This window comes from Mesorhizobium sp. LNHC209A00 (genome assembly GCF_000502915.1).
Classification (GTDB): Bacteria; Pseudomonadota; Alphaproteobacteria; order Rhizobiales; family Rhizobiaceae; genus Mesorhizobium.
The window spans coordinates 468,684-483,146 of record NZ_AYWT01000003.1 but is presented as its reverse complement, the minus strand read 5'-3'; the positions used below and the strand labels follow the sequence as shown (position 1 = coordinate 483,146).

The window sequence follows — 14,463 nt, the reverse complement described above, 5'->3', positions numbered from 1 at the left end:
GGCCACGCCAATCTGGCCGTTGCTTCATGTGGAGAAGGCGGTATTCATTTTTCCTTGAAAAGCAAGGCACTGGCCAACATACGGCCCGAATTCTATCGTGTGGCTCACCAGCCAAGAATGGCGTGGCCGGCAAACCAGACAGGGCAGCTGTGAAATCCGAGACACACATACTCATCGTCGACGACGACAAGGGCATCCGCGACCTGCTTCAGGAGTTCTTCCAGAAGCGGGGCCTGCACACCTCGGTTGCCGCCGACGGCACCGAGATGGAAACCATCCTGCGCCGCACGCAGGTGGATCTGATCGTGCTCGACGTGATGCTGCCCGGCAGGAGCGGGCTGGAACTGTGCCGCGACATCCGCGCCCAGTATTCGACGCCGATCATCATGCTGACCGCCGTCACCGAGACGACTGACCGCGTCGTCGGGCTCGAGATGGGCGCCGACGACTATGTGCCCAAACCCTTCGACCCGCGCGAATTGCTGGCTCGCATCCGCGCCGTGCTGCGGCGCAATGGCGCCGCCGAGCCCAAGCGCGCCACCACCAAGCAGATTTACCACTTCGCCGGCTGGACGATGGACTGCTCGCGGCGGCGGCTGACCGCGCCTGACGACGTCAGGGTCGAACTGACCATGGCCGAGTTCAACCTCCTGCAGACCTTCGTCAAGAGCGCCCAGCGCGTGCTGACCCGCGATCAGCTCATTGAACTCTCCGGCGGCGACAGTGACTATTCCTTCGATCGCAGCATCGACATCCTTGTCTCCAGGCTGCGGCGCAAGATGGAAGATGATCCCAAGACGCCCAAACTGATCCTCACCGTGCGGAGCGGCGGCTATCAGTTCCTGCCCGAGACGACCTCCGAATGAGACGTTTCCTGCCGCAGACCTTGCCTGTCTGGGTGCTGCTGATCGTCATTGCCGGCCTGCTGATCAGTCAGGTCGCGACGCTGTATATCGTATCGCGCGACCGCGCCGCCGCCAATGACGTGGTCGACCTTTACCGCCTCAACGACCGCGCCTTCTCGCTCGTGCAGCTGATGCACGACGCCACGCCGGACGAGCGCAAGGCGACGGCGACCGGGCTTTTCAACTCCACCTACGCGCTCACCGTCTCGGACACGCCCGCCGTCACCTCCTCGATCGCCGGCGACGACGAACTGGCCGAACTCGAAGACATCCTCGTCGGCCGACTGTCCAAGTTCGGCATCACCGACGCGCGCGTGCGGCGCGATCCGGCGACGCGCGAAGCCGACGATGCCGGCGGCGCGGCACCGGGACCCGAGATCGGCCAGGTCGAGCGGGATCTTCTGGTGCTGGCCGCCGATTTCGCCCAGAGCGACAAGCTGACGGCTTCGCTGCGCTTCGCCGACGGCCAATGGCTGAATTTCACCGAACCGATCACGCCCGTGGGCCCGATCCTGAGCGTCGATAGCCTGCCGCTCTATTCGCTGATCGCGGGGCTGGTGGTGATCATGTCGATCTGGTCGCTGCGCCGGCTGACCGCGCCCTACAGGATGATGGAAACCGCCGTCAACCGGATCGGCAACGACCTCAAGAGCCCGCCGATCGCCGAGAGCGGCAGCCGCGAGGTGCGCGCCGCCGCCAAGGCGATCAACGCCATGCAGGGGAGGCTGCGCGAATATGTCGAGGATCGTGAGCACCTGGCGGCGGCCCTCGCGCACGACCTGCGCACGCCGATGACCAGGATGCGGCTGCGCCTGGAGCTGTTGCGCAGATCACCGGCGCGCCAGGCCCTCGCCCACGATCTCGCCGACATCGAAAGCATCGCGAGTTCGGTGATAGACTTCGCCAAATTCGAGGTCACGGAAGAGAAGGCCGAACGGATCGATTTCTGGTCGCTCGTTGAATCGGTCGCCGACAGCTACGAGACGGTGTCCTTCGACAATGACGACATCCGCCCGCGCGACCTGATCTGCATGGCGCGGCCTGTGGCGCTCAAGCGCTGTGTCACCAATCTGGTGCAGAATGCCGTCACCTACGGCAAGCAGGCGCATCTCAGCCTCAGCCGCTTGGACGGCACGATCACGCTCGCCATCCATGACGAGGGGCCGGGCATTCCCCAGGCCCAGATCGACGCCGTCTTCGGCTCCTTCGTCCGCCTCGAACAGTCCCGCAACCGCCAGACCGGCGGCCTCGGGCTTGGGCTGACCATTGCCCGCAACATCGCGCGCGCGGCGGGCGGTGAAGTGCGCCTGTCCAACCATCCGGACGGCGGCCTGCTGACGGAGTTGCGCCTGCCGATGGCGGCTTAGGACATAGCCGCCTAAGCGCGGCGAAGCAGATCAGGCGACGCGCTTTAGTCTTTGTTTTTGTGCATGTCTTCCCAAACCGAGGTCACGGTTGGGCGACATGCATCAGCGCCGCAGCACCGCGCTCAGCACATCGCGAATGCCGATCGCGCCGACGAAGCGCGACTGGTCGTCGAACAGCGCCACGGGTGCGGTCTGCGACCGGTGCATGGCCAGCATCACGGTCTTGAGCGAGGTGCCGGGATTGGCCCAGAACACCTGCGCCAACTCCTCCGGCTGGCTCTCGACATCGGCGCAGGACACCCATACGGCCGGCTTGCCATCGCGCTCGGCCGCCGCCACCAGCCCGTGCTCGTCGATCTTGAAGCGCGTCGTCTTGCGCCGGTCGAGCCACACCCAGCCGTCCTTGCCCTGTTCGAGATCGCGGCGGTCGCGCATCACGTTCCAGGCGGTCAGCACCGAGAGCGGGTTCACATTGGCGATAAAGTCGCGGACATAGTCGTTGGCTGGGCGCAGCACGATGTCTTCCGGCGCGCCGGTCTGGACAATACGGCCGCCCTCCATGATGGTGATGTGGCTGCCGATCTTCAGCGCCTCCTCGAGGTCGTGGCTGACGAAGATGATGGTCTTCTTCAATTCCGCCTGCAGCTGCAAGAGTTCGTCCTGCAGCTTGGTGCGGATCAGCGGGTCGAGGGCCGAGAACGGCTCGTCCATCAACAGGATAGGCGCCTCGGTGGCGAAGGCACGTGCCAGGCCGACGCGCTGCTGCATGCCGCCCGACAGCTCATGGGCGTATTTGTTCGACCATTGGTCGAGATTGACCAGCTTGAGCTGGCGATGCACCCGCTCCTTGCGCTCTGCATCCGGGACCCCGGCGAGTTCGAGGCCGAGGCCGACATTCTCCTCCACCGTGCGCCATGGCAGCAGGCCGAACTGCTGGAACACCATCGCCACCTGCTTCTGCCGCAGCCGCCGCAAGGTCGGCTCGTCGCAGGTGACGACATCGACCGTGCGGTCACCGTCCTTGACCAGCACCTGGCCGCGCGACACCACGTTGAGCCGGTTGACCGCGCGAAGCAGCGTCGACTTGCCCGAACCGGACAGGCCCATCAGCACCGAGATCTCGCCTTCATGCACGGTGAGGCTGGCGCCGGCGCAGCCGAGCACATTGCCAGTCTTCTCGAGTATTTCGGCCCGGGTGGCGCCGTTGTCGATCATCGCCAGCGAGCCGGCCTGGTCGGCGCCGAAGACGATATCGACATTCCTGAAATCGACGGCGACGGTCATTTCTTGCCTCCAACGCCAATGCGGGTCATCCGGTCGAGCACGATGGCGAGCACGACGATGGCGAGACCGGCCTCAAGGCCCAGATCGATGCGGCGCGAACCGAGCGCCCGGTTGATTTCCGTGCCGAGCCCGCCGGCGCCGATCAGGGCCGCGAACACCACCATCGACAGCGACAGCATGATCGACTGCGTCAAACCCGCCATGATGGTGGGCAGCGCCGAGGGCAGCTCGACCTTCCACAACAGCTGGCTCTTGGTGGCGCCGAAGGCCTCGCCGGCCTCGATGATCGACTTCGGTACCGAGACGACGCCGAGATGGGTGAGCCGGACCGCGGTCGGGATGACGAAGATGATGGTGACGATCAGGCCGGGCGCGTTGCCAAGACCGAACAGCGTCAGCACCGGGATCAGGTAGACGAAGGTCGGCAGCGTCTGCATCAGATCGAGCACCGGCAGCATGATGCGATAGACCTTCGGCTTGTGCGCGGCCCAGATGCCGAGCGGCACGCCGATCGCCATCGCCGCCGCCGCCGCCGCGACAACCAGCACCAGCGTCTGCACCGTCTGTTTCCAAAGGTTCTGGTTGATGATGAAGATCAGCCCGAGGAAAACGCCGATGGCTAGCGGCCGCGAACGCTGCAGCAGCAAGGCGATGACGGCAATCACCAAAGCGAGCACCACCGGCGGCACCATCAGCAGAATGTTGACCAGCCCGTCGAGCAGGAAATTGAGGCCATTCGAGAAAGCCCTGAAGACCGTGTCGAAATTGTCGGTAAGGAAGCCGAAGAACGCCTTTCCCCAGGCGCCGATCGGGATCTTGTGATCGACCATGAACTTGGAAATCGGATCCATCTCACCCCTCGTTTGCCAGAGCTCTGCCTTCGGCCCCGTACTGTCGCGACGTCATCTTGTCACAGGATACGAAAAAGGGCAGCCTTTTCCACAAAGGCTGCCCTCTGTTTCGGTCACGCCGAAATCAAAAGTCGGCTCAGCTTCCGAGCGCGGTCTTGACCGCCGCCGCCGCGTCGCCGCCGTCGAAGGTGGTCACGCCGGCGATCCAGGGCTTGACCGCATCCGGGTTTTTCTTCAACCAGTCGGTTGCGACCTTGTTGGCATCGCTGCCCTTCAGGATGGCGTCCATCATCTGGCCTTCCATATCCAGATTGAACTTCAGGTTGGCGATGAACTTGCCGACATTCGGGCACTCGGTCATGTAGCCCTTGCGCACATTGGTCGAGACGGTGGCCGCGCCGAAGCCGCTGTCGCCCATGCCGTCGAGATAGGTGATCTTCATGGCGCCCATCACCGGATGCGGCGTCCAGCCGAGGAAGGCGATCCACTCATTGCTCTTCATCGACTGCTCGGCCTGCGTCAGCATGCCGGCCTCCGAGGATTCGACCAGTTCGAACCCGTCGAGGTTGTCCTTCGGGTTCTTGATCATGTCGAGGATGATGCGATTGCCGTCATTGCCGGCCTCGATGCCGTAGATCTTGCCATTGAACTTGTCCTTGAACTTGCCGAGGTCGGTCAGCGACTTGACGCCGGCATCCGCGACATAGGTCGGCACGACGATGCCGTAACCGGCGCCGGCCAGGTTCTGGCTGACGGTCTCGACCGAACCGTCGGCCGTATAGTCCTTGATGTCATTGGTCATCGACGGCATCCAGTTGCCGAGGAAGACGTCGAGGTCCTTGTTCTTCAGCGACGCATAGGTCACCGGAACCGAGAGCTGGATCACCTGCGGCTCGTAGCCGAGCGCGGTGAGCAGCACCGAGGCCAGCCCGGTGGTGGCCTGGATGTCGGTCCAGCCGACATCGGAGAGGCGAACCGCCTTGCAGCTTGCCGGATCGCCCGCGAAGGCGGCGCTCGTGGACAGGAAAGCCGCCAAGCCTAGGCCGGCGACGAAGGAATTCATACGCGACATCTGTATTCTCCCATTGCGATTCTTTGGCGAAGCGAAGTTACGTTTTTTGTGCCCGCCTTGTTTCGTCAGCCAAACACCATTCTGGAGTGGTTTCAAGCGCTAAGACAATCACGATCAACGGCGCTGGCTGGCCCATCAGCGACACCGCTGACGCTTTCCGTGCCGAGCCCAAGCCCAATCTGGCTCGGCAACGGCGGCTTTTTCAGGGGAATGCGGCGCCGGCCCCTCCCCGAGGCGTGGCAAGTCGGCTTAAAAGGGCGGCATGGCCAAGCTTTACTTCCACTACGCGACGATGAATGCCGGCAAGACGACCATGCTGTTGCAGGCGTCGTACAATTATCGCGAGCGCGGCATGGGCACGATGCTGTTCGTCGCCGGCCATTACCGCAAGGGCGATACCGGCCTGATCTCGTCGCGCATCGGCCTGGAGACGGAAGCCGACATGTTCCGCGACGGTGACGATCTGTTCGCCCGCGTCGCCGATCACCACGCGCATACATCGGTGCATTGCGTCTTCGTCGACGAGNATCGGTCTGGAAACGGAAGCCGAGATGTTCCGCGACGGCGACGACCTGTTCGCCCGCGTCGCCGAGCATCACCAGCACACGGCGGTACATTGCGTCTTTGTCGACGAGGCGCAGTTCCTGGAGGAGGAGCAGGTCTGGCAGCTTGCCCGCATCGCCGACCGGCTCAACATCCCGGTCATGTGCTATGGCCTGCGCACCGATTTTCAGGGCAAGCTGTTTCCCGGCTCGCGCGCGCTGCTGGCGATCGCCGACGATCTGCGCGAAGTGCGCACCATCTGCCGCTGCGGCCGCAAGGCGACGATGGTCGTGCGCCTCGGTCCCGACGGCAAGGTGGCCCGGCAGGGCGAACAGGTGGCGATCGGCAAGGATGTCTACGTCTCGCTCTGCCGCCGGCATTGGGAAGAGGAAATGGGCCGCGCGGCCCCCGACGACTTCATCGGCTTTATCAGCCGCTGAAGTGGCTCGCTGGGGCGTCGGCGTCTGGTAGCCGGCTGCCACCCCTTGCAGTCGCGCCGTTCTATGGTGCCTTTGTTAAGGTCAGCGCCCTATTTTCCCGTCCTCAGTCAGAGCTTCCCGGGGTCAGCCATGCTTCGAGCCGTCTTGTCCGCCAGCCTTCTTCTGCTTGCCACCTCCGTTACCGCCCAGGCCGGGGGCGACCCTGTGCTGGGCAAACATGTTTTTAACCGATGCATGGCCTGCCATGAGGCGGCGACCGACCGCGACAAGGTCGGCCCGCATCTGATGGGCGTCGTCGGCCGCAAGGCGGGAACCGCCGAAAGCTTCCTCGGCCATTATTCGGACGCCATGAAAAGCGCGGGGGCTGCCGGTCTAGTCTGGGACGAGGCAAATCTTGCCGAATACCTCAGATCGCCAAAGCTGAAGGTGCCCGGCAACAGGATGGCCTTTGGCGGCCTCAACAATGACGACGACATCGCCAACGTCATCGCCTATCTGAAGGCCGACCCCAAACCCTGAGCAGACGCCGTTCGTCGTCGGACGGGCGGACTTGCGCCGCCGTGTGGGGCTGCAAATGGCCAGTTGTTGTCGGGGTTAGGAGCCATTCGCTTCCGCGTGGACTGATTGCTTTGCCGGCATCAAAGTTCAAAATCAGCTGAACAAGGTTCGGCCTGCCAGTTGATCACGCCATGACCACGGCTCCATTGGCTTTCAAGGGTTCGGCCGGATATTTGTTTTCGCGTCGTGCACTGTCTTCACGTCTTTCAATCCCCAGATACCCCACATATATTCGCCGCTGTTCGCAACCAGCGAGCGGAAGCCGAAGCGGGAGGCCCCTATGGCGACATTGCAGAATTTCGATGCCGAAATTGCCAAGACCAAGCAGGTCGTCCAGGACATGCGCACCAAGATCGAGCAATCCGGAACCGTGCTCGACACGCTCGCAACCGCCGACAAGAAGATCGGCGACGCCAATTTCGACATCGAGAACGCCCGCATCGAGGATGTACTGAAACAGCAGAAGGTGATGGAAGGCAACATCGCCGACCTGATCATCGGGCTGGAGGACGCCACCAACGTCTTCGGCGCCGAGTTCGAGAGCATGAAGAACTATACCGGCTGGGAAAACTTCGTCGGCGTTTTTTCGGCGCAGCGCAAGCAGCGCATGCGCACCGACCGCGTCCGCAACATGTCGCTCGCCGGCAACCTGCAGGAGCTGCTGGCCAAGTCCGATACCATCGTCGGCATATTGAAGGCGCAGAAGGAAATTCTCGACCAGCGCTACAAGACCTCCGAGGCCAGCCTGTCGCAGGTGATCGAGCGCCGCAAGACCACCATGACCAACCTCGAAACCGTGCAGAAGCGCATCGAGGAGCTCAATCCGATGCTGCTCGACATCGAAAACAGGATCGCCGCCTCGACCAGCCAGAAGGACCGCACGCAGCTCGAGGGCGAGCGTTCCAAGCTCGCCACCGAATACAATGAAAAGCAGGCCAAGGAACAGGAACTGCTGGCCGAAAGCCAGACGCTGGAGCGCTATACCTCGATGTTCCAGACCTTCGTCGATTCGCTCAACAACCAGATCGCCGCGCAGTCGACGCTGATCAACAAGCTGACCATCGATACCGAACAGCGCATCGTGCTCTACAAGGCGCTCGAGGACTCGCTGAAGACCGCCGCCCAGCAGGACGTTGCCCACAAGATCAACACGCTGGGCAGCCAGGTCGACAACACGGCCGAGGAAACCATGGCCGGCATCGGCGCCGCCTCGCAGAAGCACATCGGCGATCTCTTGGAGATGCACGAAAAGAACATGGTCGCCAGCGCCGACATCCAGCGCCGCAAGAAGCTGGCCGACGATGCCTTTGCCCGCCGCTTCGACGAGGTGCTGAAGAAGCACAATTCGGCCAACTACGTGCAGTCATAATTGCCGCGCGCACCCGTGCGACAATCCCAGGACTGATAGCATGACCCCCGAAAACGACGCCGCGGCCCGGTATTTCTCGGCAATCACGGCCGCGCTCAGCGGCCTTGAAGTGTTCATGCGCGACGACCGCTCGCCGCTTTACCGGCACGGCATCGTCGCCAAGATCGTTGCCGAGTACATCGCTCGGCTCGACAAGTCCTTTTCCTGCTGGCGCAACCGGCTGGGCTTCATGGATACATTCCGCATTTCGCGCGCCGAGAGCGGCTACCCGGTGTTCCAGAACCTGCTTGAACTGGAAAACGACCGCCTGCAGGCCGACGCGCGGCTCGCCAACATCCCCCAGGCCGGCGAGCTGCGTGAGGAGATGGCCGACTTCATCCTGCGCCACAAGGAGTTCCCCGAGGCGCTGCAGAAATCGATGGCCGAGCGACTCTATCTCGAAGACGTCAAGAGCGAGCAGACCTTCGGTCCGTTCACGCTGGCGCAGACGGCCAAGGTGTCGGTCAATCCGAAGACGGCGCGGCCTTATTATCTCGTCCACTGGGCAACCTTCGACGGCAGCGCCAACCTGCCGCTGGTCTACATGGTGACGGTGGAGGATTCCTCGGAAAGCATGGTCCGCCAGCTTGTCGACCGGAGCGGCAAGCTCAATGACAAGGTCGACATTCCGCTGCCCGTCGACGGCCTGCTCAACCCCGAGCTTGCCCACCGCTTCGACGATTTCACCGAGAAGAATTCGGCCTATACGTTGTCGCCGGCGACCATCGCGGTCAATCTCGACAAGGATTTCGAGCCATTGCACCCCAAGCAGCTGAGGCGGGTGGTACTTGGCCCCTTCTACTCGGCAGGCATCACCGACAACAATTCGACGGTGACGGAAGTGCTGGCCAAGGTGCGCAAGCCCGAAAATGCCTGGCTTTTGACCTGGACCATCCAGGAAGTCTATTCCAAGGGCGAGAAGCCCGGCCGCAAGGGCCTGTTCTCCAGCGAGAAGACGACGCAGGAATTCTTCATCAACACCGACGACCTGGAAGCCGCGCGCCAGGGCGTGTCGAGCTATGAAAACCACGCGCTGATCCCGCACGAAGCCTACCAGGCGCTTTACGCCGCCGGCGAAGCACAGAAGATCTTTGGCGGCTACAAGGTTCACATCCTGTCGAATGGGCAGGTCATCTCAGACGTCTGACCGTCACACCACGGAGCACCCTTCATGGACACCGGCCTGACCACCATCCCGGAAGCGGCTGTCGAAAAACACCGCGCCACCGCGCAGAGCTTCATCACCCGCATCGTCGTGCTGGAGGATCCATCACGCGAATCCGGCACGGCATTGGCCGGCACCAACCGTCGCTTCGTCTCCACCGTTTCGGTCGGTTCGGTGCGCCGCACCCGCGAGGTCGAGCTGTCGAAGACGGTCGGCGCCGTTCATCCCGACGACCAGTTGCTGACCATCCCGCAGCACACGCTTTTGTTTCGCGCCAGGCGCGGCACGGCAATTGCGCTGGCGGTATCGGACGTCTTCGCCGAAGGCTCCGATCTCGAAAGCCTTCAGGCCAGGAATGTCCGCGCGCCACTTGAGGGCGAGGACGCGTCCACCTTCAAGAAGCTTCTGTCGGCTTCGGCTTACATCTCGGCCTTCAGCCTGGTGTCCTATCTGTTCCAGCTCATCGACAGCGATGGCGAGGCGCCCAACGACATCCCCGAGCCGGATTTTCTCTTCGACACGCCACAGGATGCGGTGAAGTCGATCCTGGCCGGTCTCGACAAGGCGGTTACCGGCGCATCCGACGACACCGACCTAATGACCAGGTCGCGCGCCTTCGCCCGCGTCGCCATCGACGGGCTTTTGGCGCGCAAAAGCCGCTTCGACGGCATCGGCCCATTCGAGAACGCCCATATCCGCATCGACGCCGACGACTTCACCCTCGACGGCTTCGACGTCGCGCCCGGCAAGCGCTCCAAGCCGCTGGTGATGACCTTCAAGAAGCCGGAAGAGGTCGTCGGCAACCACATCGCCAAATACCAGTCGGTCAAGCTCGCCAAGATGCTGATGGCCTATGATTTCGAGCGTGAACTGAACCCGTTCGTCGAGCTCGGCGGCTTCCTGTTCACCTTCATCGGCGACGGCGCGCCCGGCACCGGCAAGACGACGCTGATCCAGATGATCGCCGGCCTCGTCAACGGCTATTGCCAGGTCGCCGGCTACCCTTTTGCCTATGAAAATTTCGGCGTCGACCAGATTTCGTCCTACCAGGGCAAGTCGGGCCAGAACTGCCGCCAGTTCATCAACAATGTCCTGAACCCGCGCGTCATCGGCTTCGGTACCATCGACGACATCGACCAGGTGGCCGCCCGCCGTTCCGACGATCGCGCCTCGGCCGGCCAGCAGGAGATCACCGGCGTGCTGATGGACGCCTTCGCCGGTGCTGCCACCGTGGTGCGCGGCAATTGCTCGTTCGGCATGTTTTCCAACTATCCCGAGAATGTCGACGATGCCCTGCGCCAGCGCGCCGGCGCCCGCTGGCTGGTCGACGGGCCGCAGACCCGCGACGACTATATCGACATTTTTGTGCTGCTCGCCGGCAAGAATCACGAAATCCCCCTGGGCAAGCACGAGCTCTACGCCGCGCAGGAGATCCAGCGCGCCGTGACCGAGGCCTATGAAGAGCATGAAAAGCCGCGGGAGGACGGACTGGTGAGGGTCTACGAGCGCTATATGAAGGAAAATGGCGCGCCCAAGACCATGGCCGACATTGGCACCTACCTGCACCTGATCAAGGATGCCGAGCCGCGCTTCACCGGCCGCGCCATCAANCCATCAAGAACGTCACCGACGCCATCAAGATGCGTGCCATGGACATCGAGCTTCCCGACGACTGGTTCGAAAAGCCGGAAGCCTTCATGCACAAGGGCTACGACGACAAGAAAGCGATGATCGAGGAATTACGCGGGCCGTTCTCGATGGACATGGTCATGCAGGAGATCAACCGTTACGCCGATTCCGAGTTCCGCTATTCCGACAAGTCCGACGATGCCACGGTGGAGAAGCTGCTGCGCGACGCAAGGCTGCGCGAACGCGCGGCGCGTGAGATGGAGGAGATGAAGAAGAAGGGTCTGTGGAATGCGTGAATTTGCTTCGTTGCCCACGGGTGCCGAAAACTGTGGCTCCAACGTCGATGCCCCCCTCTCCCCGTCCTTCACGGGGAGAGGGGGACGTCAACGTTGGCGCTTCGCCTTGTCAGGCAAAGCCTTTCGGATTCTTTGACATGACCGTCCGCAAACCCGACCTTCTCCGTGACAACGAGCTCATCTATGGGCGGCTGCTCACGGTCGACGAGCCGCATCTCATCCAGCGCTACAACAAGGCGCTGACGGCTTTCGGTCTCAAGCCGACAAAGTTGAAGAGCTTCCAGATCGACCGCACCGGCTTTTCTCCTGAAGTTGCGGAGGAATGCGGCGACCACGATTATCTCGATCCCAACGAGGTCAACCGCCGCTTCATCATCCTGACGCCTTCGCAGATAGACCTGCCGGTGGTGCACACGGCCTTCTCGAACACCTCGCAGTTGATGTTCGAATTCATGTCCACGAACCAGCGCGCCATAGACGCGCTGACCATCAAGGACGTGATCTACGGCGAGATCGAGGATTCCGTTCCCAAGGTGAACGACATCGAGGACCTGCTGTCGATCAGCCAGGTCGAGTTCAAGGTGCTGTCGGCCGAGGACGTGTTGGGCAAGGCTGCTGAACTCGGCAAGCTCGTCGACCGGCTGAAGCAGGAGCCCGACGCCTGGCGCGACAATGCCATGCTGACCCGCATGGTGGAACTTGCCAAGATCTGCGGCGACATCAGAGAGAACGCGCTGGTGCCCGACCAGGTGATCTTCCGCCACAACGCCTACTGGACCAGCCATTTCGGCGGCCTCTACGTGTTCGTCGATCCCGACATGACGACGGTGATCAGCGATCCGGCCGCCCCCGGTTTCCGCCGCTCGCGGCCCTGGCAGGTGAGCTATCTCTCCATCAAGGACGCCGACAAGGTGTTCAAATTCCTCGCCGCCACCGGCCGCATCGAACTGCCGCGCGCCTCCTGGATCGAAACCTCGGGCTATCTCGAGCACCGCGCCGAAATGGTGGTGCGCGCGCTGATCCGCGACGCCGAGCCGAACCGCAATTTGACCGATGTCGACAAGGTCTGGCTGCAGACCTGGATCCAGAGCCATGCCGACCTGATCACCAGGGACGGCAATTTTCCCTTCCTCAACGCCGCCAAGCGCGAGATTGCCCAGCTCGGCCACCTCAAGATCGAGGACGTCTTCCCGCAACAGCGCTTCCTGGTGGTCCGCGCCAAGCCTGACCATCCCGACGCCTGGCTGACCAACCGGCTGATCTCGGATTTCGTGCCGTCGGACTTCGTGTCCCGCTATATCTTCAACAAGGACGGCTTCTACAAGGACTATGACGGCTTCAGCGACGCCTGGCGATCGCATGTTGTGGACGTTCTGAAAACCACATATTTGAAGGAAAAGGCGGCGTTTCGCACACGCCTCTACGGCCTGACCGACTAGAACGATATGAACCGTCATTCCGTTCTAACTTGTTGTTTTGGTGCATGATGTTATCCAAAAAGTCTGCAACTTTTTGGCATCGTGCCGAGGGGGTGATACAGCCATGCTCGACCCGATCGTGAACTTCTTCGTCAGGCTGTTCCAGTGGATCGGCCGCGGCATCGGCCTTCTGATCGGCGTGATCCTGTGGCCCTTCATGTGGGCCGGCCGCTGGTACACGCAACGCGGCTGGATCCTGAAGGCCGTGGTCGGGCTGGCTCTTTTGGTGCTGATCGGCCTTTACGCCAACTTCTTCTACGCCACCCAGTGGTGGAACAAGTTCAATCCGAACTATCCCGACACCTACACGTTCGAGAAGCGCAACGTTTCCGCCGGTGAGCAGGTGTCCGCCGGCGCCGGCACCGACACGGCCAAGACTTGCGGCAACTCCGGCATCGCCCAGGTGGCGGCGGACCTGACTGACTTCAACGTCAACCAGAATGCCTGGATCTCGTCGATGATCCTCTACAAGCTCGGCCTGTTCGGCATCGACTGGGACAACACCCCGTGGATGGACAACAAGGCCTCTTTCCAGCGCGGCATCAACCAGGCGGTGCGACGCACGGCGACCGAGCTTGCCGACAATCTCGGCCGCGTGCGCACCACCTCGCAGATCGATGCCGACCTGCAGGACGCGCGCGGCAATCTGCAGTTCGACGAGTATACCTGGTATTTCGGCGTGAGCCCGTTTGGACCGAAGACACCGACGCCGAGCTACTATCGCGACGCCGTGCGCAAGCTGCGTTCGTTCAATGCCCGGCTCGCCACCTGCCAGGCCACTTTCGATGCCCGCGCCGACAATCTGAAGCAGTATATCGATCGCATTGCCAGTGACATCGGCTCGACCTCCGCCATCCTCAAGGAGCGTGCCGAGAACCACAACAATGGCTGGTTCGATACTCGCGCCGACGACCGCTACTGGTTCGCCTATGGCCAGCTCTATGCCTATTACGGCCTGATGAAGGGTGCCCAGGCCGACTTCGAGGACGTCATCAAGGAAAAGCACCTGCAGAGCCTGTGGGACACGATGGACGCGCAGTTCGTGTCGGCCTTGCGCATCCAGCCCTTCATCATCGCCAATGGCCGCGAGGACGGCTGGCTGCTGCCCACCCATCTGACGACGATGGGCTTCTACGTGCTTCGGGTGCGCTCGAACATGGTCGAAATCAGCAACGTGCTGACGCAGTAGCGCTGCCCACAGCAACACTCGCGATGGCGGATTTGCGTCGTCGCGTCTGTCGCATTCCGTGCATTGTGCGGCTGTTTTGAGACGGCGGAAGCGCCCCTGCTCTGGCTTCTATACGGCGCGGCAAGCGGAGCCATAAAGAACCGGGGATAGGTCGGCCCGCCGCAGAGGAATTTTCTCTATAGGAAACATAGTTGCATGAAAGTTGACGCCGCCGCTGCGACAGGGTTAGATGCCCCGCGCGTCCGGCTCCAGCCTTCTTGCGAGTAAGATCAACCCCG

At 62.3% G+C, this 14,463-nt stretch carries 11 protein-coding genes and 2 pseudogenes; 9 read left to right on the top strand and 4 right to left on the bottom strand.

The features are described from left to right. Positions 1 to 149 precede the first annotated feature (149 nt). The gene (locus X739_RS156055; RefSeq protein ID WP_023770316.1) at positions 150 to 866 is read left to right on the top strand and encodes a response regulator transcription factor; all 717 of its coding nucleotides are present in this window, start codon (positions 150 to 152) and stop codon (positions 864 to 866) included. Then, on the top strand, positions 863 to 2,272 hold the full coding sequence (locus X739_RS156060) for an ATP-binding protein (RefSeq protein ID WP_023794075.1): 1,410 nt from the start codon (positions 863 to 865) through the stop codon (positions 2,270 to 2,272). Before X739_RS156055 ends, X739_RS156060 begins: the two co-directional genes overlap by 4 nt. A 102-nt stretch (positions 2,273 to 2,374) precedes the next feature. Here X739_RS156060 and choV read toward each other — a convergent pair whose 3' ends face one another. The 4 genes from choV to X739_RS1000000170335 all read right to left on the bottom strand — a co-directional run bounded on the left by choV (position 2,375) and on the right by X739_RS1000000170335 (position 5,975). Continuing rightward, positions 2,375 to 3,556, bottom strand: coding sequence for a choline ABC transporter ATP-binding protein (choV, locus tag X739_RS156065; protein WP_023770318.1), 1,182 nt, complete (start codon positions 3,554 to 3,556; stop codon positions 2,375 to 2,377). Next, entirely contained in the window at positions 3,553 to 4,407 is an 855-nt protein-coding gene (choW, locus tag X739_RS156070; protein ID WP_023794072.1) for a choline ABC transporter permease subunit, read from the bottom strand. Before choW ends, choV begins: the two co-directional genes overlap by 4 nt. Positions 4,408 to 4,543: 136 nt before the next feature. Next, positions 4,544 to 5,479 (bottom strand): choline ABC transporter substrate-binding protein, encoded by a 936-nt coding sequence (locus X739_RS156075; protein ID WP_023781406.1) that lies wholly within the window; start codon positions 5,477 to 5,479, stop codon positions 4,544 to 4,546. Positions 5,480 to 5,681: 202 nt separating this feature from the next. Beyond that, entirely contained in the window at positions 5,682 to 5,975 is a 294-nt protein-coding gene (locus X739_RS1000000170335) for a hypothetical protein (RefSeq protein WP_031251988.1), read from the bottom strand. Positions 5,976 to 5,997: 22 nt separating this feature from the next. Between X739_RS1000000170335 and X739_RS0133985 the strand changes: the two are divergent. From X739_RS0133985 to X739_RS156100, 7 genes and pseudogenes are all read left to right on the top strand, one after another. Next, positions 5,998 to 6,462: pseudogene (locus X739_RS0133985) on the top strand (thymidine kinase); the annotation flags it as partial. 129 nt (positions 6,463 to 6,591) lie between these two features. After that, on the top strand, positions 6,592 to 6,981 hold the full coding sequence (locus tag X739_RS156080; RefSeq protein WP_023770321.1) for a cytochrome c family protein: 390 nt from the start codon (positions 6,592 to 6,594) through the stop codon (positions 6,979 to 6,981). A 319-nt stretch (positions 6,982 to 7,300) separates the two neighbouring features. Beyond that, positions 7,301 to 8,389 carry a hypothetical protein gene (locus X739_RS156085; RefSeq protein WP_023781403.1) on the top strand — a complete coding sequence of 363 codons (1,089 nt, stop codon included), beginning with the start codon at positions 7,301 to 7,303 and terminating at the stop codon, positions 8,387 to 8,389. Between the two features lie 40 nt (positions 8,390 to 8,429). Continuing rightward, positions 8,430 to 9,575 (top strand): hypothetical protein, encoded by a 1,146-nt coding sequence (locus tag X739_RS156090; RefSeq protein ID WP_023794068.1) that lies wholly within the window; start codon positions 8,430 to 8,432, stop codon positions 9,573 to 9,575. 24 nt (positions 9,576 to 9,599) lie between these two features. Then, positions 9,600 to 11,518: pseudogene (locus X739_RS01000000165920) on the top strand (ATP-binding protein). A 137-nt stretch (positions 11,519 to 11,655) separates the two neighbouring features. Then, positions 11,656 to 12,957: a DUF6638 family protein gene (locus X739_RS156095; RefSeq protein WP_023794066.1), complete on the top strand. Its 1,302-nt coding sequence runs from the start codon at positions 11,656 to 11,658 to the stop codon at positions 12,955 to 12,957. A gap of 103 nt (positions 12,958 to 13,060) precedes the next feature. After that, a complete protein-coding gene (locus tag X739_RS156100) occupies positions 13,061 to 14,185 on the top strand; it encodes a DUF2333 family protein (protein WP_023770324.1) in 1,125 nt (374 codons plus the stop codon). Positions 14,186 to 14,463 lie beyond the last annotated feature (278 nt).

Excerpts from the sequence above, each read along its gene's own strand:
- X739_RS156060 (WP_023794075.1), top strand. The coding sequence starts at position 863 with ATGAGACGTTTCCTGCCGCAGACCTTGCCTGTCTGGGTGCTGCTGATC.
- choV (WP_023770318.1), bottom strand. The coding sequence starts at position 3,556 with ATGACCGTCGCCGTCGATTTCAGGAATGTCGATATCGTCTTCGGCGCC.
- choW (WP_023794072.1), bottom strand. The coding sequence starts at position 4,407 with ATGGATCCGATTTCCAAGTTCATGGTCGATCACAAGATCCCGATCGGC.
- X739_RS156075 (WP_023781406.1), bottom strand. The coding sequence starts at position 5,479 with ATGTCGCGTATGAATTCCTTCGTCGCCGGCCTAGGCTTGGCGGCTTTC.
- X739_RS1000000170335 (WP_031251988.1), bottom strand. The coding sequence starts at position 5,975 with ATGCGCGTGGTGATCGGCGACGCGGGCGAACAGATCGTCACCGTCGCG.
- X739_RS156080 (WP_023770321.1), top strand. The coding sequence starts at position 6,592 with ATGCTTCGAGCCGTCTTGTCCGCCAGCCTTCTTCTGCTTGCCACCTCC.
- X739_RS156085 (WP_023781403.1), top strand. The coding sequence starts at position 7,301 with ATGGCGACATTGCAGAATTTCGATGCCGAAATTGCCAAGACCAAGCAG.
- X739_RS156090 (WP_023794068.1), top strand. The coding sequence starts at position 8,430 with ATGACCCCCGAAAACGACGCCGCGGCCCGGTATTTCTCGGCAATCACG.
- X739_RS156095 (WP_023794066.1), top strand. The coding sequence starts at position 11,656 with ATGACCGTCCGCAAACCCGACCTTCTCCGTGACAACGAGCTCATCTAT.
- X739_RS156100 (WP_023770324.1), top strand. The coding sequence starts at position 13,061 with ATGCTCGACCCGATCGTGAACTTCTTCGTCAGGCTGTTCCAGTGGATC.